Here is an 18,179-nt window from a genome sequence, read left to right on the forward strand (position 1 = left end):
GGTTCTGTTCGTTCTTACGCTGCGACCTTCTGCGCTTCCATCAGCTTGATGAAGCGGTCGAACAGATAGGCGATGTCGTGCGGGCCGGGCGACGCTTCCGGATGGCCCTGGAAGCAGAACGCGGGCTTGTCGGTAAGCGCGAAGCCTTGCAGCGTGCCGTCGAAGAGCGAAACGTGCGTGACCTTCGCGTTGGCGGGCAGCGTCGAGGCATCGACCGCGAAGCCGTGATTCTGCGACGTGATGACCACGCGACCGTCTTCCATGTCCTTCACCGGATGATTCGCGCCATGATGGCCGGTCTTCATCTTCATCGTCTTTGCGCCGACGGCGAGGCCCATGATCTGATGGCCGAGACAGATGCCGAACGTCGGAATGCCGCGCTCGATGAATTCGCGCGTCGCGGCGATGGCGTAATCGCACGGTTCCGGATCGCCGGGGCCGTTCGACAGGAAGACGCCGTCCGGATTGAGCGCGAGCGCGTCGGCGGCGGTCGCTTGCGCGGGCAGCACCGTGACGTGGCAACCGCGCTCGGCCAGCATGCGCAGGATGTTGTACTTAACGCCGTAGTCGAACGCGACGACGCGAAACTTCGGCGCTTCCTGCTTGCCGTAGCCGCTGCCCAGACGCCATTCGGTCTGCGTCCATTCGTAGCGATTTTCCGTCGACACGACTTTTGCCAGGTCCATGCCCGCGAGGCCGGGGAACGATCGCGCGAGGCCGAGCGCCTTCGCTTCGTCGTCGCTGCCGGCAAGAATGCAGCCGTTTTGCGCGCCTTTTTCGCGCAGAATCCGCGTGAGCTTGCGCGTGTCGATGCCCGAAATCGCGACGACGCCTTGTGCCTTCAGATAATCGGAGAGCGTCTGCTCGGAACGGAAGTTGGATGCGAGCACCGGCAGATCGCGGATGATGAGGCCGGCGGCATGGACTTTGGTGGCTTCGACGTCTTCGGCGTTCACACCGTAGTTGCCAATGTGCGGATAGGTCAGCGTGACGATCTGGCGGGCGTAACTCGGATCGGTCAGGATTTCCTGATAACCGGTGATGGCGGTGTTGAAGACCACTTCGCCGATCGTCGAACCGGGCGCGCCGATCGATTGACCACGAAAGACCGTGCCGTCGGCAAGTGCGAGTAGTGCGGGGGAAAATGACGGCAACACGGGAAGCTCCTTGGGGAACACCCTGTTACCGACCTGTCTGCCCGAAATTCAGGCTTGGCTCCCGTCGTTCAGCGAACGAGGGTTTCCTTCGCAATGAAAGCGGCGGCTCGCGGGGCGCGCATCGCGGCTCGAACCGGCACGCTCGCGCGTGGCAACGGAGATTTCAAGCAGGCGATCGGCGGCGTGCGGCGCGCAGTTCGTGCGTAGCGAACGACGGTGAATGGGAGGTAGGCGCTAGGGTGCGGGTTGATATGCTCAAACCTTCGAATTATAGCGTCAAGTTGACACGTCTGCCAAATTTGGGAGTGGTCCGCTTGCCTCTCGACACCCCTCCGACACCCCGTTCACGACGCCGCGCGCTCCGCCTCGGCCTCGCGTTCATGCAGCGCGCGGCCCGGCAACATGTACCAGATCGCGCTTACGACTTGTAGCGCGATCAGCGTCGCCCAGACGACGACGTGGGCGGACGCCGGATAGCGCCCCGCCTGCACCGGCCATATCGACAGCACCGCGCCGACGCCGACCTGAAAGCCGAAGATCAGCAGGAAGATGACGAGCGTCAGCGTCGTGTTCACGCGCCCCGCCATATGCGACGGGAAATAACGCGCCGCGACCGCGTAACTCAGAATGCCCGTGCCGCCGAAGACGCCGTACGCGGCGATCAGCGTCGCGGGCGGCAACGGCACGCGCAGCACCATCGACAGTTGCGTGACGACGAAAAGCACCATGCCCGCGCCGCAGAACGCGTACACCGATACGCCGCGCCGCTCCAGGCCGCGCGCCGCCGCGCCGAAGCTGACGGAACCGAACATCATCGCGAAGCCGAGCACCGAGACGAGCGCGGACGAATGTGCGGGCGTGAGATTCATGACATCGGTGAGAAAGGGGCGGATCCATAGCGACTGCATCGCGAAGAACACGCCTTGCGTCACGACCGGAAACGACGCGATTTTCCAGAACGCGGGGCTGCGCATGATGTGCCACGTGCCTTTGAACTGCGTGACGATGTCCGCCTGATGATGCGCATCCGCCTTGCGCGGGGCGAAGAGCGCGATCGCCGCCGCGACGACGAGCGTGAACGCGCCGAGCCCGAAACACACCTGACGCCACGTCGCGAACTGCAGCAACGCCGAAAGCGGCGAGCCGACGACGACGCCGCCCAACCCGCCGACAGCCATCGTGAATCCGTTGACGAGCGGCAGGCGCGATATCGGGAAAAACTGCGCCGAAGCCTTGAACGCCGCCGCCAGACATACCGACACGCCGGCGCCGATCAGCAAGCGCCCCGCCATCAGCCCCGCCAGTCCGTTCGATACGCCGAACACGCCGATGCCCGCCGCCGCGAACACGAGCAGCCCGGCTGTCACGCGCGCCGGCCCGAAGTGATCGAGCAACACGCCGACGGGAATCTGGGCGGCGGCAAAGCCGATGAAGTACAGGGCTGTGAGCAATCCGAGATCGGCGCCGGACAAGCCGAGGTCGCGCGTGATAAGCGGCGCGAAGCCGAGATTGACGCCGCGGAACACGTACGAGACGAAGTAGCCGGCGGCGAACAGTAAGAAAACGCGGAGACGGACGGTGGACGACATGTGAAACAAGCGCTTCATCGATTCTTTGGATCGACAGTGTAGCGGTGTCGCCAGAAAAGGAAACGCCGTCACCTTGGTGACGGCGTGGTTTAGCGCCTTGCCGATAGCACGGCGGCGTTATTTCTTCTTGCTGGTCTTCGTCGCAGCCGCCGGTTTCGCAGTCTTCGCAGCGGCGGGTTTTGCCGCGTGCGACGCCGCCGGAGCTGACACTTTCGTCACTTTCCCCGGCGAACCCGCGTGCGCCTTGCCGCCGCGCGCGGACTTCGGTTCCGCGATGCGCGTGCCGATCTTCGACACGCCACCCGACGAACGGCTCGACGCGGCTACGGTTTCCACGCGCGCCGGACCCGGGTCGGCCGGCACCGGACGGCCATACGGCACGTGCAGCACGACGACCTGTCCCGGCATCACGAGCTCGCCGCGCGTGCGGTTCCAGACGCGGATCTGCGCCGGCGACACGTCGTAGCGGTCGGCGAGCGTGCTGATCGACTGCTTGCGGCGCACGCGGATCACGAGTCTGCGCGTGTCCGGCACGTCGCGCTCGATCGCGAGCATGGCGTTTGCGGCGACATCGGCGCTGATGTCTTCGTCGTCGTCATCCGTGCGCGGCACGACGATCGTCGAGCCGGGCTTCAGACGCATGCCCGCCGGAATGCGGTTGACGGACATGAGCGTGTCCGCGTCGACGCCGATTTTCTCGGCGATCGCAGCCGGTCGCGAGCGCTCGGTCACGGTGTACGTGGTCCAGGAGGACAACGCGCCCGAATACGACGACAGATTGCGCTGGAACGAAGCGGCGTTATCGAACGGCAGCAGAATCTGCGGGTTGGTCGCGCCCAGAATGACCGGCTTCGCGAACGACGGATTCAACGAACGGAATTCCTCGACGCTCATGCCGGCGAGCTTCGCGGCCATCGTCACGTCGATATCGCGCGCGGTCGTGACCGTCACGAAATACGGGTGATTCGGAATGTCCGGCAGCGTGAGGCCGTACATCTGCGGGTTGCCCACGATGTTCTTCACGGCCTGCAGCTTCGGCACGTAGTTGCGCGTCTCGTTGGGCATGCGCAGGCTTTCGTAGTCGGTCGGCAAGCCCGCCGCCTCGTTGCGCGCGATCGCGCGCTGCACGTTGCCTTCACCCCAGTTGTATGCGGCGAGCGCGAGGTGCCAGTCGCCGAACATGTCGTGCAGACGCGAGAGGTAATCCAGCGCGGCCGACGTCGACGCGAGCACGTCGCGGCGCTCGTCCTGCCACATGTTCTGCTTGAGGTTGTAGTCGCGCCCGGTGCCCGGCATGAACTGCCACATGCCGGCTGCCTTCGCGACCGACAGCGCCTGCGGGCTGTAGGCCGATTCGATGAATGGCAGGAGCGCGAGCTCCGTCGGCATATGCCGCTGCTCCAGCTCTTCGACGATGTGATACAGGTACTTCTGCGAGCGCGTGGTCATGCGCTCCACGTAATCCGGGCGCTGCGCGTACCAGTTGACCTGCATGTCGACGAGGTCGCTTTGCAGATCGGGAATCTGGAAGCCGCTGCGGATACGGTTCCAGAGGTCGGAAGAACCCGCGAGCGAAGTGACGGGCGTCTTGTCGACGTCGATGGTTTCCTTGGCTGCTGCGGTACGGCGAATCGTGTCGGCGATCTGTTGCTGCGAAGCGTTGGAGTTGGCTGTTGCCGAAATAGGATCTGACGCCGTGGGTCCCTGGCTCGCGCACGCGGCGAGCATCAGGACGGACAGCGCGCTAAGGGTTAGTCGCATGGAACGTCTGCTTCCAAAAGATATGCTTGGAAATTTGCAGCCGATAGTACGGAACAGCACTTAAGACGTCAATAAGAATGCGCGTAAAACCCCTTCAAAATCCAGCATCTAACAGCGATTCCAACGTTTCGGTTGAAGTTGGCGCGGAATAGTTCGGGTCAGCGGAACTTATCCTTCCAGCCGCGCATCATTCGAAACGCCTCCAGACGGTCGGAAACGGGCGTGCCGAACTGCGAGGAAAGCGTCGCCTGGATCGTGGGGACATCGGCGCGCAGGAACGGATTTACCGCTTTTTCGTGGCCGATGGTCGTCGGTAAAGTCGGCTTGCCCGCGGCCCGAAGCGCCTGCGCGTCGTCGCTCCAGCGCAGCAGCGCGGCGTTGTCCGGCTCGCATGCGCGCGCGAACTTGATGTTCGACAGCGTGTACTCGTGCGCGCAGTGCACGAGCGTGTTCTCGGGAAGCGCGGCGAGCGCGTCGAGTGACGCCAGCATTTGCTGCGGCGTGCCTTCGAACAAGCGGCCGCAGCCGCTCGCGAAAAGCGTATCGCCGCAAAAGAGATGCGGCGTGCCGTTACCGTCGCCCGCCTGAAAATAGGCGATGTGGCCGGCTGTATGGCCTGGCACGTCGATCACCGAAAGCTCGAGCGCCGGCTGCGCGATGCGCACCGTATCGCCACCGCTGACACGCTGCGTCAAATGCTCGATACGCTCGCCAGCCGGGCCGTAGACGGGGATACCGCCCTCTGCCGTTCGGCTATCGACGAGTGCTTTCACGCCGCCGACATGGTCCTGATGATGGTGCGTGAGTAAAATAGCGGTCAGCCGCCAACCGCGTTTGGCGAGATAGGCCTCGACGGGCGCGGCATCGCCGGGGTCGACCACGACCGCATCGCGCGAGTCCGACACGAGCCAGATGTAGTTGTCCTCGAATGCTGGAACCGGCACGTATTCGAGAACATCGAGTGCAGCTTCAGCAGGCGATTTCTTGGCAAGCGAATTCATGGCGATCATCTATGCGGCAATCCGAACATGTCTGACCGATCGATTATAGACTGGCCCACCTGGACGAGCTCGGCGCCCGGCCGCTACGTGCTCGAATGGGAGCAGGCGCAGCTCGATCACGTCGTGTCCGACATCTTCGGCTATCACGCGCTGCAGCTCGGCATGCCGCAACTCGACGCGCTGCGCGAAAATCGCATGACCGGGCGCGCGCTCGTGCTCGACGCCGAAAGCGCATCGAGCGCGCCCTACACGCCGCCGCGCGCGGCCACGCCCGGCGTGAGCGCGCTGCCTGCCGCCAGCGCGCCCGACGGCCGCAGCACCGTATGGTGCGACCTGCTCGATCTGCCGTTCGAAGCGCAGAGCGTCGATCTGCTCGTGCTGCCGCACACGCTCGAATTTTCGCCGGACCCGCATCGGCTATTGCGTGAAGCCGAGCGCGTGCTGGTGCCCGAAGGGCAACTGATCATCCTCGGCTTTAATTCGCTGAGCCTGTGGGGCGCCCGGCAATCGCTCGGCAAGGTGGCGGGACGGCCGTTCGTGCCGTCGGCGCACGAGATGATCGCCTTCACACGCATCAAGGACTGGATCAAGCTGCTCGGATTCGACCTTGAACGCGGGCGCTTCGGCTGCTATCGTCCGCCGCTCGTCGCCGACAAATGGCTGCAACGCTATCAGTTCATGGAAGCCGCCGGCGACCGCTGGTGGCCCATCTTCGGCGCGGCGTACATGATTACGGCGGTGAAGCGCGTGCGCGGCATGCGCATCATTGGTCCGCGCAAGCTGAAGAAACCCGCGCTCGCGCCCGGCCTCGCGCCCGTCGCCGCTCCCCACACGCGCAACGAGACTCGCAACGAGCATTGATGACTCAAGAATCCGCATCGAACAAGATAATCGACATCTACACGGACGGCGCCTGCAAAGGCAATCCGGGCCCCGGCGGCTGGGGCGCCCTGCTGCGCTTCGGCTCGCTTGAAAAGGAGCTCTTCGGCGGAGAGGCCGCGACCACCAACAATCGCATGGAACTGATGGCCGTGATCTCCGCGCTCGAAGCATTGAAACGCCCGTGCCACGCGATCATTCACACCGATTCGCAATATGTGCAGAAAGGCATCAGCGAATGGATTCACGGCTGGAAGAAAAAGAACTGGATGACGGCCGCGAAGACGCCCGTCAAGAACGCCGATCTCTGGAAGCGCCTCGACGACCTCGTCGCGCAGCATGAGATCGAATGGCGCTGGGTCAAGGGCCACGCCGGACATCCCGAAAACGAACGGGCCGATGCGCTCGCCAATCGCGGCGTCGCATCGCTCGCGGACAACTGAACACACGCACGTCAACTTATGCGCCAACTGATACTGGACACGGAAACCACCGGCCTGAACGCGAGGACGGGCGACCGGATCATCGAAATCGGCTGTGTCGAACTGGTGAACCGGCGCCTGACCGGCAACAATCTGCACCTGTATGTGAACCCGGAGCGCGACAGCGATCCTGGCGCGCTGGCGGTGCACGGCCTCACCACCGAATTCCTGAGCGACAAACCGAAATTCGCCGAGATCGCCGCGCAACTGCGCGACTTCATCGCGGACGCGGAGTTGATCATCCATAACGCGCCCTTCGACGTCGGCTTTCTCGACATGGAGTTCGCGCAGCTCGGGCTGCCGAAAGTCGCCGAGACGTGCGCGGGCGTGATCGACTCGCTCGCGCAAGCCAAGCAGATGTTTCCCGGCAAGCGCAATTCGCTCGACGCGCTCTGCGACCGCTTCGGCATCAGCAACGCGCACCGCACGCTGCACGGCGCGCTGCTCGATTCGGAACTGCTCGCGGAGGTCTATCTTGCGATGACGCGCGGGCAAGAAAGCCTCGTCATCGACATGCTCGGCGAGCAGTCGGCTTCCGGCTCGATTTCGACATCGCGCATCGCACTCGACGATCTCGAACTGCCGGTGCTCGTGGCGAGTGCCGACGAACTCGCGGCGCACGAAGCCGTGCTGAGCGATCTCGATCGCGCGATGAAAGGCACGAGCGTCTGGCGCACCGAACCGGCGCCGGCCGAAGGCGATGCCGTTCCCGCATAATTTTTCGAAATCACTTAACGAAGCACTAGACGGAATCAAAAACGCCTGACATAATCTCGTCTCTCTTCGGGTGGTTAGCTCAGCGGTAGAGCACTGCCTTCACACGGCAGGGGTCACTGGTTCGATCCCAGTACTACCCACCAGAATTCTGGTGTTGGTAAAGACAAGCACCGAAGATCAAAAGGCCCAAGTCTCACGACTTGGGCCTTTTTCATTTCCGCCGCATCGGGCAGCACTGCGAAGTTCAGGACGCCCACACGCCCCGCGCCATTCCGCTCGCGGCGATCACCATCACCATCACGAGTCCGGCTTCGAGATCGCTCAGCCATGCGAAGCGACGCGCGCGCGTGAGGTCGATCGGCCCGCCTTGCGCGAGCGCGATGCGCCATCGGATGAGCGCGAGCATTGGCGACACTTCCAGCAAAAGGATGACGACCAGCGCCGTCATCTTCAGATGAAAAAGCGGCGCGTGAAGATAGTACGCACCGCCCTTTTCAAAGCCGCCGAATGCGCGCATCGCGCCCGTCACGATCAACACGATCGCGGTGACGCCCCACACGGAATCCGAGCGGAACACGTCACGCAGACGCAGTTCGTTCGCCTGGACCGACTCGACCGGATCCAGACGGCGCAGCGCGCGGGCGCGCGCGAGCACCGAGCCGAGCGCGAAACCGAAAGCAAGAAGATGAAGCGCGGCCAGCAACCAGCGGATCAGCATCCTTTCCTCCATCACGCGAGCGGCCGGAAGCGGCCGATCAGACCTGACGCAGCGTCGTATCGAGCGCGCGTGCCGCGTTGCGATCACCGTCGCTCGCGAGCGGCGCGCGGAACACGGTAGTGCGATTGTGCCCGGCCGCGGCCGGCGAGTCCCACAAGAGTTCGACTTTCGGGCGGCGTGCGAAGATGCCACGCCGCGCTTCGGCGCTTGCGCGGATCGACGGACCGGCGGGTTCGGGAGCGGGCGTGAGCATCGTCGTCGAGGGCGCGATATCCGGTTCCGGCCATCTGACCGAGAGTTCGCGCGCATCGTACTGGCCGAGCTTGCGGCTTTCCGCCCAGACGACCGCGGTGCGCGTGACGGGATCGAGGGAAATGGCGTATCGCCCGATCGCGAAGCGCCGCGCCGCGATGTTCGTGCGCCACAGAGCGCGCGGCCGGCAAATCCACATGACGAACGCATACAACGCCGGCCCGACGACGAGCCAGCCGTTGGTCTCGGCAAGCGCCTGCGTGAAGCGGCGCCAGCCGGAGTTCCACACGAACGCGCCGACGGAAAACATCGCGAAACCGAACGCCAGGAGCGCGATGAAGCGCAGCGCCTGCCGCAGCCATTGCGGCAGCGGATGCAGCGGACGCTCCGTGCGCGCCTTCGCGCCCGGCAGCACGATCAACAGAAAGATCAGGACGAGGTTCACGCACGCCCACGGCGATGACGTCATCGCGCGCAGCGAGGACAGATACCCCATTTGCGACATCGAGAACGCCCAACGCGCGGCGAGCACCAGTCCGATCGCGCGCAGCGCGAACACGGTGCCGGCGCCCGGTGCGGGGCTCGCGCTGAGTTGCTTGGGTCTCGCCAAAAGAACACTCCTGTCCACGTACGATGCATGCCGCCTCGCGCAATGCGAAGCCCGGTCATTATAGGGAGATTACGGATGTCGTCAGAGGTTTCACGACCGTAGCGCGGTCTGGGCCGCGAATGGCATGTCCGTGTGTGCTATTACGACAACGCCCCGCGCGCCTTTAGGCGCGCGGGGCGTTGTTTTGCAGCGATGCCGCCCGCGGGCGGCAAGACTTGCTCAGCTCGCGTTGACTTCGCGCAGAACCGTGCGGCGCTTCTGGCGCAGCAGCTCTTCGTACACGTTGACGTAGTTCGCGGCCATCACCTTCGACGAGAAACGCTGCTCGAACGCGGCACGAACCTTCTCGCGCGGCAGTTGATCCAGACGCTTCACGGCGGCGATCGCGCTGAGTTCGTCTTCGACGACAAAACCCGACACACCGTTCTCGATCACTTCCGGCACCGAGCCGCGATTGAACGCGATCACCGGCGTGCCGCAGGCCATCGCTTCGATCATCACGAGACCGAAGGGCTCCGGCCAGTCGATCGGAAACAGGAGCGCGTGCGCGTTGCCGAGGAACTCGGTCTTTTCGGCTTCGCTGATTTCACCGATGTACTCGACGTGCGGCAGCGCGAAGAGCGGCTTGATCTCTTCTTCGTAGTATGCGCGGTCGGCCTTGTCGAGCTTCGCCGCGATCTTGATCTTCATGCCCGCCGCCTGCGCGATGCGGATCGCGCGATCGACGCGCTTTTCCGGCGAAATGCGACCGAGGAACGCGAGGTAACCCGGTTGCACGTTCGGAATCGGCTTCAGCAGGTTTTCCGGCAGACCGTGATAGACCGTCGACTGCCAATGCGCCTGCGGCAGCGGCTGGCGCTGGTTGTCCGAGATAGAGATCACCGGCACGTCGTTGAACGTGTTGAAAATCGGCTGCAGTTCGGGCAGGTCGAGACGGCCGTGCATCGTCGTCAGAAACGGCACCGGCTGGCGCGCGAACAGCGAGAACGGGTAATAGTCGATGTGGAAATGCAGCACGTCGAATTCGTCGGCGCGGCGGCGGACTTCTTCGAGCAGCAGCATGTGCGGCGCCATCGTGTCGCGGATGGTCGGGTCGAGGCGCAGCGCCTGCGGCCAGAACGCTTCGAGCTTCGCGGACGTCTGCGAATCACCGCTCGCGAAGAGCGTGACGTCGTGTCCAGCATCCACGAGTGCCTCGGTCAGATAAGACACCACGCGTTCCGTGCCGCCGTACAGCTTCGGCGGAACAGCCTCGTGGAGGGGCGCGATTTGAGCGATTCGCATGTCGTGAAACTCCTAATGAAAGATCAGGCAAGTACTACTGTCGTGTTGACGTTGGAGAGCGAATCGCTCGGCTCGGGCGAAGCTTTCCGCGGCGCGGCGGCCGCGGCGCAAAGGCTGATGCTCGAGTGAAAAAGCGGGGTCGCCGTTCACCGGTTCGTCGCGCAGGCGTTCAGATCAAGCAATTGCGGTTCCATATCTCAAAAACGGCCGCGCGCCAGCAATTAACGCACGCGCACGTTGCCGGTTGACCGGAACTTGCAAAAACCTGTCGATGACCTAAGGGCAAACCCGGATCGAATTATGGAGCTTTTTACAGACTGACGCGGGCAGTCATTTCAACTTATTTACCTTGTTACAAGGGGGATACATTTTGCAAACCCCTGTTTATTAAGGTTGTTCTACATTGGAGTACGGGCTTTCACGACGCTCGGGCGGCAGCGCGCCCTTCAAGTTGCGGATCACCCTCTATCGCCGGTTTACCGCCTCACGCAGGATGTCTGGCGCGGCGCATGCTTTAGTATTTGCTGCCGCAAATGGCTCCCGTTTCGCCCGGCGAGCGTTTCATCGCAAAAAGTCGTGCAATGTGCTTACAATGCGCGCCCATGCCGTCAGCCCGCAGGCTTTGGCGACAGTCCGATGTGCCGTGGGCGACGTCCGGTGGCCGCATGCGCCGAACGTCATAAGCCCGAAGACGCGTTGCCGCTCCGTGATACTGGCTACAATCCGGTAATGGAGACGGCGCAGCGTCGCCTCGCTTGACGTCAGTCGCGCCGGACCGGGCGACGCTTCGCATGCCGGTTGCCGCACGCCGTGCATGGCATCGCCCGAACGCGCAACACACGCTCAACCGCTCTACGACCAAAAAAGACCATTGGACCAACTCACCGTCTCCCAGCGTAACGCGCACAACGCGAAGCTCTCGAGCTACGCGCACCGGCCGCTCGCGTTCCTGATGCGCTACATCCGCCGGCATCCCGTCGCTCATGCCATCGTGCTGTTCAGCGTGTTTGCCGCCGTGGGCTGCGCCCTCGCCTCGCAATACGCGATCAAGCATCTGATCGATGTGCTCGGACAAGGCCGCGGACATCCCGGCCCGCTCTGGGGCGCTTTCATGATCCTCGTCGGGCTGATTGCCGCCGACAACCTGCTCTGGCGGGTCGGCGGCTGGGTCGGCGCGCACGTCTTCGTGATCGTTACAGGCGATTTGCGCAAGGATCTGTTCTCGTATCTGTCCGGCCACTCGCCGACCTACTTCTCCGAGAAACAGCCAGGCATGCTCGCAAGCCGGATCACGGCGACGTCCAACGCGATCTACACGTCTGAAAACGTGATGGCATGGAATGTCCTGCCGCCGTGCATCGCCGTGCTGGGCGCGATCGTGATGATCGTGTCCGTGAATCCGCTGATGGCGGCGGGATTGATGACCGCATCGGTGGTTCTCGCGCTGATCCTTTATCGGCTGGCGAAGCGCGGTTCGGCGCGGCACCACAGCTTCGCGTCGAAGGCGGCGTCGGTCGACGGCGAACTCGTCGACGTGATCGGCAACATGTCGCTCGTGCGCGCGTTCGGCATGACCTTTCGCGAGCAGAAGCGCTTCGGCTCGACGGTGAAGGCCGAAATGGTCGCGCGTCAGCAAAGTCTGCTGTACCTCGAAAAGCTGCGCCTGTTTCACGCGGTCGTGACGGCGATTCTCTCGGCCGGTCTGCTCGGCTGGGCGTTGTGGTTGTGGTCCAAGGGTCAGGCGACGTCAGGCGATATCGTGCTCGTCAGCTCGCTCGGCTTTACGATCCTGCACGGCACACGCGATCTCGCCGTGGCGCTCGTCGATGTGACGCAGCACGTCGCGCGTCTCGCCGAAGCCGTGCAGACGCTGCTCGAACCGCACGGCATGCCGGACCGTTCGGACGCGACCGAACTCGTGCCGCAAGGCGGCCGCGTCGATTTCGAGGGCGTCACGTTCGCGTATCCGCGCCGCCGCCCGATTCTCGACAACTTCCATCTGCATATCGAGCCGGGCCAGCGTGTCGGGCTGATCGGCAAATCGGGCGCGGGCAAGTCGACCGTGCTCGCGCTGCTGCAGCGCTTCTACGAGACGCAGAAGGGCAGCATCAAGATCGACGGTCAGGACATCGGCGCGATTACGCAGGACAGCCTGCGTCACGCGATCGCGCTCGTGCCGCAGGATATTTCGCTGTTTCACCGCACCGTGTTCGAGAACATCGCGTACGGGCGTCCGGACGCGAGCCGCGAGGAAGTGCTCGCCGCCGCGCGCGAGGCGCGCTGCACGGACTTCATCGAAGCGATGCCGGAAGGTTTCGATACGATCGTCGGCGACCGCGGCGTGAAGTTGTCGGGCGGTCAGCGCCAACGTATCGCGATCGCCCGCGCGATCCTGAAGAACGCGCCGATCCTCCTGCTCGACGAAGCGACGTCGGCGCTCGATTCGGCATCGGAAGAAGCGATTCAGCAGGCGCTCGACCGGCTGATGGTCGGCCGCACGGTAATTGCGATCGCGCACCGGCTGTCGACGCTGCAGAACTTCGACCGCATCATCGTGATGAGCGCGGGCAAGGTCATCGACGACGGCTCGCCGCAAGAGTTGCGCGATCGTCCGGGGCTGTATCGCGAGTTGCTCGCGAAGCAGCACGGCAAGGTGCCGTCGATCGTCGCGACGCCGCACAAGCAGCCGGCGTAAGCGTCATCGATCGAAAGGGCCGCGTGTCCCGCAAGGAACGCGGCCTTTTTTACGTCTTCAGATCGCGCAGGAAATTGTCGCGCCACACCGAGACGTTGTTGTCGCGCAATTGCGTCATCATCTCTTCGTAGCGCGCTTTGCGCTCGTTCAAAGGCATCTTGAGCGCGGTGGCGAGCGCCTCGGCCATCCCGTCGATATCGAGCGGATTGACGATGAGCGCCGCCGTCAGCTCGCGCGCCGCGCCCGCGAATTGCGACAGCACGAGCACGCCGGGATCGTCCGGATCCTGCGCCGACACATATTCTTTCGCGACGAGGTTCATGCCGTCGCGCAACGGCGTGACGAGGCCGACGTGCGCTTCGCGAAAAAGCGCCGCGAGCACGGGCCGCTCGTACTGGCGGTGGATATAGCGGATCGGCGTCCAGTCGAGTTCGGCGTATCGGCCGTTGATGCGGCCCGATTCCGCCTCGAGCTGCAGCCGGATGTCGCGATAGGCGTCGACATCGGAGCGCGTCGGCGGCGCGATCTGCAGAAACGACACGTTGTTGCGCTGCTGCGGATCCTGCTCGATCAGCCGTTCGAATGCGCGAAAACGCTCGACGAGACCCTTCGAGTAATCCAGCCGGTCCACGCTCATCACGAGCTTGCGATGATGCAGCGTCGACTTGACGATCTCGACATCGCGCCCGCGTTCGCCGTCCTTCGCGAGCGCGGCGATCTCGTCGGGATAGACGCCGATCGGATAAGCCGCCGCGCGCAGCGTCCGGCCGAACGCGCGGACCTCGACCGGCTTCGCTGCATCGCGATGCAGCGTGCCGCCAGCTTCGCTCTCGATGTAATCGCAGAACGCGCGCAGATCCGGCTCCGTCTGGAAACCGAGCAGGTCGAACGCGCAAAGCGCCTCGACCAGTTCGCGATGACGCGGCACGCTCAGCAGAATCTGCGTCGCCGGAAACGGAATGTGCAGAAAGAAGCCGATGCGATTCTTCACGCCCAACGCACGCAGCGCCTGCGCGAACGGAATCAGGTGATAGTCGTGAACCCAGATGACGTCGTCGGGCTTGAGCAGCGGGGCGAGCTGCGCGGCGAGCCAGCGGTTCACGCGGCAATAGCCGTCGTATTCGTGCCGGTCGAATTCGATCAGGTCCGGGCGATAGTGGAAGGCAGGCCACAGCGTCGCGTTCGAAAAGCCGCGGTAATACTGGTCGTAGTCGCGCTTCACGAGGCCGATCGTCGCGAACGTTACCGGCCCGTGTTCCTCGAGCTTGATGCCTTCGGGATGCGACGCGAGCACGTCGCCGCTCCAGCCGAACCACATGCCGCCGGTCTCCTTCAGCGCGTCGTAGACGCCGACCGCGAGTCCCCCCGCCGCGGGTCCGCCTTCGGAAATCGGCGCGACGCGGTTCGAAACGATGATGAGCCGGCTCACGCGTGCTTCCCCGCCGTGCCCGCGATGACCTGCAGCCAGTCCAGCAGCAGCTCGACCGATTCGATGCGCGCGCGCGCTGCGGTATCGCCCGGGCCGATCTTGATCGACAGGCCATCGAACTCGTTCACCACCGCGAAGCCTTTTTCGTCGGTGAGATCGTCGCCGATGAACACCGGCTTGCGGCCCGTGAACGGCGGCTCGGCCATGTACGCGCGCACCGCGCGGCCCTTGTCGACATCCTTCGGCTTGATTTCGTAGACCATCTTGCCCGGCTGCAGCACGTACGCATCGGCGTATTGCGCAACGAGCGCCTCGGTCGCCGCGCGCGCCGCCGGCTCGCGGTCGGGCGCGTTACGGTAGTGCAGCGCCAGCGCCGCGCCCTTGATTTCGAGCAGCATGCCGGGATTCGCGCTCACGACCTTCTCGAGGGCGTGCTCCATGCGCAACAGCCGCTCGTCGTTGAAGCCGATGCGCTGCACGTCGCCGTTCGAGTCGCGCCGTTCCGCGCCGTGCATGCCCGCGACGGGCAGATCGGTCATTTGCAGGAACGAATCGATGTTGTCGATGCCGCGCCCCGATACGACCGCGAGCGCGCCGTTGGTCGCGCGGCGCAGCGCGGCGAGGATGTCGGGCACCGAGCGCGGCACGAAAATGCCGTCGGGCGTCGAGGCGAGTTCGACGAGCGTGCCGTCGAAATCGAAGAAAAAAGCGGTCTCGGCAAGAGACAGGGAATCGGGAAGAATTTGCATCGATCTTTGGCCTGTGGTTTGCCTGTGATGTGGCGCGCGGCCCAGTAGCCGACGCGCCGCGTGCGAATCTTACCGCGTCGAGGCTTTCGATTAAGAAAGCTCCTAGCTTACAACCGTCGCCGACAACCCTTTCAGCGCGCTTGAGTCGTGCGGCAAATCGTCTCGAAAATAGGCCGATCGCGACATGATGCGCTGCCGGGCGCCGCAAAGGCGTGTATTTTGCGACGGACTTTCTATCGAATCATCCTGCAACGCGACTCCCGATGCACGCTTCGTTCCTCGCCTTTTCCGCGCGACGTCTCGCCGTCCTTATCTCGCTCTGCGCCCTCGCTGCCTGTTCGAAGCCGGCCGTGCCGTGGCATCTGACGGACGTTTCCGGTCATCTTCCGGATCTCGATTTTTCGCTCGTCGACGATGGCGGCGCGCCCGTCACCGGCCAGTCGTTCACAGGCAAGACGACGCTCGTCTATTTCGGCTACACGCACTGCCCCGACGTCTGCCCCGAAACGATGGCGCGTCTCATGCAAGTGCTGCAACGCGTCGGGACGGATGCGGACGCGACGCGCATCGTGTTCGTTTCGGTCGATCCGGCGCGCGACACGCCCGCGCTCCTGCGGTCCTACGTGCGCGCCTTCGACGAAAGACACGCGGTCGGCGTGACAGGCACGAACCGCGCGATCGAAAGAGTCGCGCAGCGCTATCGCGTGGCGTACCAGATGGAAAAGCGCGATCCGAACGGCGCATACGAAGTGACGCATAGTTCAGCGGTCTATATCTTCGATGCCGCCGGTCACGCGCGCCTGCTCGCGACCGACCGCGATTCGATCGACGACATCGCAGCCGATCTCAAGCGCGTGATCCACGCGAAGGATGCTTGACGATGAGCACGCTTCTCTACTGGCTCGATCCGTGGGAACCGTCGCCGACGGTCGTGATCGCGGTGCTCGTCGCGGGGATTTTGTTCGCGCGCGGCGCGCGTCATGCACAGGTGTCGGTTTCGCGGCGCATCGCGTTCTGGCTCGGCCTGACCGCGCTATATGTCGCGCTGCATACGCGGCTCGACTACTTCTTCGAGCACGAATTCTTCATGCATCGCTTGCAGCATCTCGTGCTGCATCATCTCGGGCCGTTTCTGATCGCGCTGTCTTATCCGGGCGCGGCGTTGCGCGCGGGCGTACCGTTCAGTTGGCGCCAGCGCTGGTTGCGGCCGGCCGCGCAAACACGCATTGCGCGCGTTTTTCTCGATAGCGTGTTCAATCCCGTGATCGCGGTCACGCTGTTCGTCGGGCTGATCTACTTCTGGCTGCTCTCGCCGATTCACTTCAAGGCGATGCTCGATTACCGGCTCTATCGCGTGATGAACTGGAGCATGGTGATCGACGGTCTGCTGTTCTGGTGGCTGATTCTCGACCCGCGCCCCGCCCCGCCCGCGCGGCTCGCCCCCGGCAGACGGGTTCTCGTCGTGATCGCTGCGATTCCGCCGCAGATCATCCTTGGCGCGTACATCTTCTTCACGCCGCACGAGCTGTATCCGATCTACTCGATCTGCGGCCGCGCGTTCACGTGGATCACGCCGATGCGCGATCAGCAGATCGGCGGACTCTTGCTGTGGATTCCCGGCTCGATGATGAGCGTCATCGGCGCGCTGATCGCGCTGCGCCACTGGCTGCGGCTGTCGGCGCGCTCGCGTCTGCTTCGGGAGCGCGGCACGCCTGCGCGCATCGGCGGCACGAACGCGGCTGCTTCATGACGCGAAGCCGGGACGGCGCATCCATACGTGCGGAATGCCGTCTTCGTCATGCACGCCCGATGACGGCACGAAGCCGAACGCGCCGTAGAAGCGCTGCAGATGCGCCTGCGCGTGCAGACTGACCGGCTGATCAGGCCATTGCTTCAGGATGTGCTCGAGTGCGCGCTCGAGCATCGCGTTGCCGAGCTTGAAGCCGCGAAACTTCGCGGTCGTCAGCACGCGGCCGATGCGTACGTCCTTCTCGTCTTCCGCAGGATGTCCCGGCAGCAGCACGCGCAGATAGCCCGCGAGCGCGGGACGCTTGTCGCCCTCGCCATACGCGAGCAGATGCCATGCGTCGACATCGAGCCCGTCGATATCGCCATACACGCAGTTCTGCTCGACGACGAATACGGCGCTGCGTGCCGCGAGCATGTCGTACACCTCGGTGGTCGTCAGATCGTCGAAGCGCTTCCAGCGCCATTCGAGTCGGGAGAGTTGCTCGGTCATGGGAGTCGGTGTGGCGAAAGTGTGGCCATTATGCCGTGCCGCGACAGGACGCAGAAAGGCGTGCGCCGCGCCGGTCCAGAACAACGAAGAACACGAAAACAAAAAACAAAAAGAAAAAGAAAAAGCCCTGACGAGTCAGGGCTTTTCAGATGGAGGCGCGGACCGGAGTCGAACCGGTCTAAACGGCTTTGCAGGCCGCTGCATAACCGCTTTGCTACCGCGCCAGAAGCGGTTTTTGGCGTTCACCAGTCATGATGCCGGCTGATCCACCAAACAAGTTCACCAAACAAAAAGGGAAGCTTGGCTTCCCCTTTGACTGGAGCGGGAGACGAGGCTCGAACTCGCGACCTCAACCTTGGCAAGGTTGCGCTCTACCAACTGAGCTACTCCCGCAATATCCTGCGACACTACTTACTGACGGTTTTCGATGCTTCGTTGCGCTTTGCCAATTCAGCGCCGATGACATCGAAACCTTTGAAATCTGGAGCGGGAGACGAGGCTCGAACTCGCGACCTCAACCTTGGCAAGGTTGCGCTCTACCAACTGAGCTACTCCCGCAATATCCTGCGACACTACTTACTGACGGTTTTCGATGCTTCGTTGCGCTTTGCCAATTC

Annotated in this window: 16 protein-coding genes and 4 tRNA genes; 7 read left to right on the top strand and 13 right to left on the bottom strand. The window is 63.6% G+C overall.

Features of this window, described 5'->3' with window-relative positions; translation table 11 throughout:
• Positions 1-14 precede the first annotated feature (14 nt).
• The 4 genes from carA to gloB form a co-directional block, all read right to left on the bottom strand.
• On the bottom strand, positions 15-1,157 hold the full coding sequence (gene carA / locus AWB77_RS20400; protein WP_061136368.1) for a glutamine-hydrolyzing carbamoyl-phosphate synthase small subunit: 1,143 nt from the start codon (positions 1,155-1,157) through the stop codon (positions 15-17).
• Positions 1,158-1,501: 344 nt separating this feature from the next.
• Positions 1,502-2,746 carry an MFS transporter gene (locus tag AWB77_RS20405; RefSeq protein ID WP_061136369.1) on the bottom strand — a complete coding sequence of 415 codons (1,245 nt, stop codon included), beginning with the start codon at positions 2,744-2,746 and terminating at the stop codon, positions 1,502-1,504.
• 117 nt (positions 2,747-2,863) lie between these two features.
• Complete coding sequence (locus tag AWB77_RS20410; RefSeq protein ID WP_061136261.1) at positions 2,864-4,507, bottom strand: transglycosylase SLT domain-containing protein; 1,644 nt, start codon at positions 4,505-4,507, stop codon at positions 2,864-2,866.
• A 158-nt stretch (positions 4,508-4,665) separates the two neighbouring features.
• Positions 4,666-5,517 (bottom strand): hydroxyacylglutathione hydrolase, encoded by an 852-nt coding sequence (gene gloB, locus AWB77_RS20415; protein ID WP_082852697.1) that lies wholly within the window; start codon positions 5,515-5,517, stop codon positions 4,666-4,668.
• An 18-nt stretch (positions 5,518-5,535) separates the two neighbouring features.
• On the opposite strand from gloB, the gene AWB77_RS20420 reads away from it, so the two are divergent.
• The 4 genes from AWB77_RS20420 to AWB77_RS20435 all read left to right on the top strand — a co-directional run bounded on the left by AWB77_RS20420 (position 5,536) and on the right by AWB77_RS20435 (position 7,729).
• Positions 5,536-6,369 carry a class I SAM-dependent methyltransferase gene (locus AWB77_RS20420; RefSeq protein ID WP_061136262.1) on the top strand — a complete coding sequence of 278 codons (834 nt, stop codon included), beginning with the start codon at positions 5,536-5,538 and terminating at the stop codon, positions 6,367-6,369.
• Positions 6,369-6,830: a ribonuclease HI gene (rnhA, locus tag AWB77_RS20425; protein WP_061136263.1), complete on the top strand. Its 462-nt coding sequence runs from the start codon at positions 6,369-6,371 to the stop codon at positions 6,828-6,830. Before AWB77_RS20420 ends, rnhA begins: the two co-directional genes overlap by 1 nt.
• An 18-nt stretch (positions 6,831-6,848) precedes the next feature.
• Positions 6,849-7,586, top strand: a complete 738-nt coding sequence (gene dnaQ, locus AWB77_RS20430; protein WP_061136264.1) for a DNA polymerase III subunit epsilon — start codon at positions 6,849-6,851, stop codon at positions 7,584-7,586.
• A gap of 68 nt (positions 7,587-7,654) precedes the next feature.
• Positions 7,655-7,729, top strand: a tRNA-Val gene (locus AWB77_RS20435).
• 101 nt (positions 7,730-7,830) lie between these two features.
• Here the strand turns inward: AWB77_RS20435 and AWB77_RS20440 are convergent.
• From AWB77_RS20440 to AWB77_RS20450, 3 genes are all read right to left on the bottom strand, one after another.
• Positions 7,831-8,304, bottom strand: a complete 474-nt coding sequence (locus AWB77_RS20440) for a DUF2214 family protein (protein WP_061136265.1) — start codon at positions 8,302-8,304, stop codon at positions 7,831-7,833.
• Between the two features lie 37 nt (positions 8,305-8,341).
• Complete coding sequence (locus AWB77_RS20445) at positions 8,342-9,166, bottom strand: hypothetical protein (RefSeq protein WP_061136266.1); 825 nt, start codon at positions 9,164-9,166, stop codon at positions 8,342-8,344.
• 219 nt (positions 9,167-9,385) lie between these two features.
• Positions 9,386-10,450, bottom strand: a complete 1,065-nt coding sequence (locus AWB77_RS20450) for a glycosyltransferase family 4 protein (protein ID WP_061136267.1) — start codon at positions 10,448-10,450, stop codon at positions 9,386-9,388.
• 814 nt (positions 10,451-11,264) lie between these two features.
• Here AWB77_RS20450 and AWB77_RS20455 point away from each other — a divergent pair.
• Positions 11,265-13,145, top strand: coding sequence for an ABC transporter ATP-binding protein (locus AWB77_RS20455; RefSeq protein ID WP_244158584.1), 1,881 nt, complete (start codon positions 11,265-11,267; stop codon positions 13,143-13,145).
• Positions 13,146-13,194: 49 nt separating this feature from the next.
• Here the strand turns inward: AWB77_RS20455 and otsA are convergent, their stop codons facing one another.
• Positions 13,195-14,574, bottom strand: coding sequence for an alpha,alpha-trehalose-phosphate synthase (UDP-forming) (gene otsA / locus AWB77_RS20460; RefSeq protein WP_061136269.1), 1,380 nt, complete (start codon positions 14,572-14,574; stop codon positions 13,195-13,197).
• Entirely contained in the window at positions 14,571-15,323 is a 753-nt protein-coding gene (otsB, locus tag AWB77_RS20465; RefSeq protein WP_061136270.1) for a trehalose-phosphatase, read from the bottom strand. The genes otsA and otsB overlap by 4 nt, the downstream gene beginning before the upstream one ends.
• A gap of 263 nt (positions 15,324-15,586) precedes the next feature.
• On the opposite strand from otsB, the gene AWB77_RS20470 reads away from it, so the two are divergent.
• Positions 15,587-16,201: an SCO family protein gene (locus AWB77_RS20470; protein WP_061136271.1), complete on the top strand. Its 615-nt coding sequence runs from the start codon at positions 15,587-15,589 to the stop codon at positions 16,199-16,201.
• Between the two features lie 2 nt (positions 16,202-16,203).
• On the top strand, positions 16,204-17,073 hold the full coding sequence (locus AWB77_RS20475) for a cytochrome c oxidase assembly protein (RefSeq protein WP_061136272.1): 870 nt from the start codon (positions 16,204-16,206) through the stop codon (positions 17,071-17,073).
• Here AWB77_RS20475 and AWB77_RS20480 read toward each other — a convergent pair.
• From AWB77_RS20480 to AWB77_RS20495, 4 genes are all read right to left on the bottom strand, one after another.
• Positions 17,068-17,562 carry a GNAT family N-acetyltransferase gene (locus tag AWB77_RS20480; protein WP_061136273.1) on the bottom strand — a complete coding sequence of 165 codons (495 nt, stop codon included), beginning with the start codon at positions 17,560-17,562 and terminating at the stop codon, positions 17,068-17,070. The two genes, AWB77_RS20475 and AWB77_RS20480, sit on opposite strands and share 6 nt — an antisense overlap.
• Positions 17,563-17,712: 150 nt before the next feature.
• Positions 17,713-17,786: transfer RNA gene (locus AWB77_RS20485), tRNA-Cys, on the bottom strand.
• 93 nt (positions 17,787-17,879) lie between these two features.
• A tRNA-Gly gene (locus AWB77_RS20490) sits at positions 17,880-17,955 on the bottom strand.
• Positions 17,956-18,044: 89 nt separating this feature from the next.
• Positions 18,045-18,120: transfer RNA gene (locus AWB77_RS20495), tRNA-Gly, on the bottom strand.
• Positions 18,121-18,179 lie beyond the last annotated feature (59 nt).

It is taken from the genome of Caballeronia fortuita, assembly GCF_001544835.2.
In the GTDB taxonomy this organism is placed as follows: Bacteria; Pseudomonadota; Gammaproteobacteria; order Burkholderiales; family Burkholderiaceae; genus Caballeronia; species Caballeronia fortuita.

Bases quoted from the DNA above. Each gene is read 5' to 3' on its own strand.
- AWB77_RS20405 (WP_061136369.1), bottom strand. From the start codon at position 2,746: ATGTCGTCCACCGTCCGTCTCCGCGTTTTCTTACTGTTCGCCGCCGGC.
- AWB77_RS20410 (WP_061136261.1), bottom strand. From the start codon at position 4,507: ATGCGACTAACCCTTAGCGCGCTGTCCGTCCTGATGCTCGCCGCGTGC.
- gloB (WP_082852697.1), bottom strand. From the start codon at position 5,517: ATGATCGCCATGAATTCGCTTGCCAAGAAATCGCCTGCTGAAGCTGCA.
- AWB77_RS20420 (WP_061136262.1), top strand. From the start codon at position 5,536: ATGTCTGACCGATCGATTATAGACTGGCCCACCTGGACGAGCTCGGCG.
- rnhA (WP_061136263.1), top strand. From the start codon at position 6,369: ATGACTCAAGAATCCGCATCGAACAAGATAATCGACATCTACACGGAC.
- dnaQ (WP_061136264.1), top strand. From the start codon at position 6,849: ATGCGCCAACTGATACTGGACACGGAAACCACCGGCCTGAACGCGAGG.
- AWB77_RS20440 (WP_061136265.1), bottom strand. From the start codon at position 8,304: ATGCTGATCCGCTGGTTGCTGGCCGCGCTTCATCTTCTTGCTTTCGGT.
- AWB77_RS20450 (WP_061136267.1), bottom strand. From the start codon at position 10,450: ATGCGAATCGCTCAAATCGCGCCCCTCCACGAGGCTGTTCCGCCGAAG.
- AWB77_RS20455 (WP_244158584.1), top strand. From the start codon at position 11,265: ATGGCATCGCCCGAACGCGCAACACACGCTCAACCGCTCTACGACCAA.
- otsB (WP_061136270.1), bottom strand. From the start codon at position 15,323: ATGCAAATTCTTCCCGATTCCCTGTCTCTTGCCGAGACCGCTTTTTTC.
- AWB77_RS20470 (WP_061136271.1), top strand. From the start codon at position 15,587: ATGCACGCTTCGTTCCTCGCCTTTTCCGCGCGACGTCTCGCCGTCCTT.
- AWB77_RS20475 (WP_061136272.1), top strand. From the start codon at position 16,204: ATGAGCACGCTTCTCTACTGGCTCGATCCGTGGGAACCGTCGCCGACG.
- AWB77_RS20480 (WP_061136273.1), bottom strand. From the start codon at position 17,562: ATGACCGAGCAACTCTCCCGACTCGAATGGCGCTGGAAGCGCTTCGAC.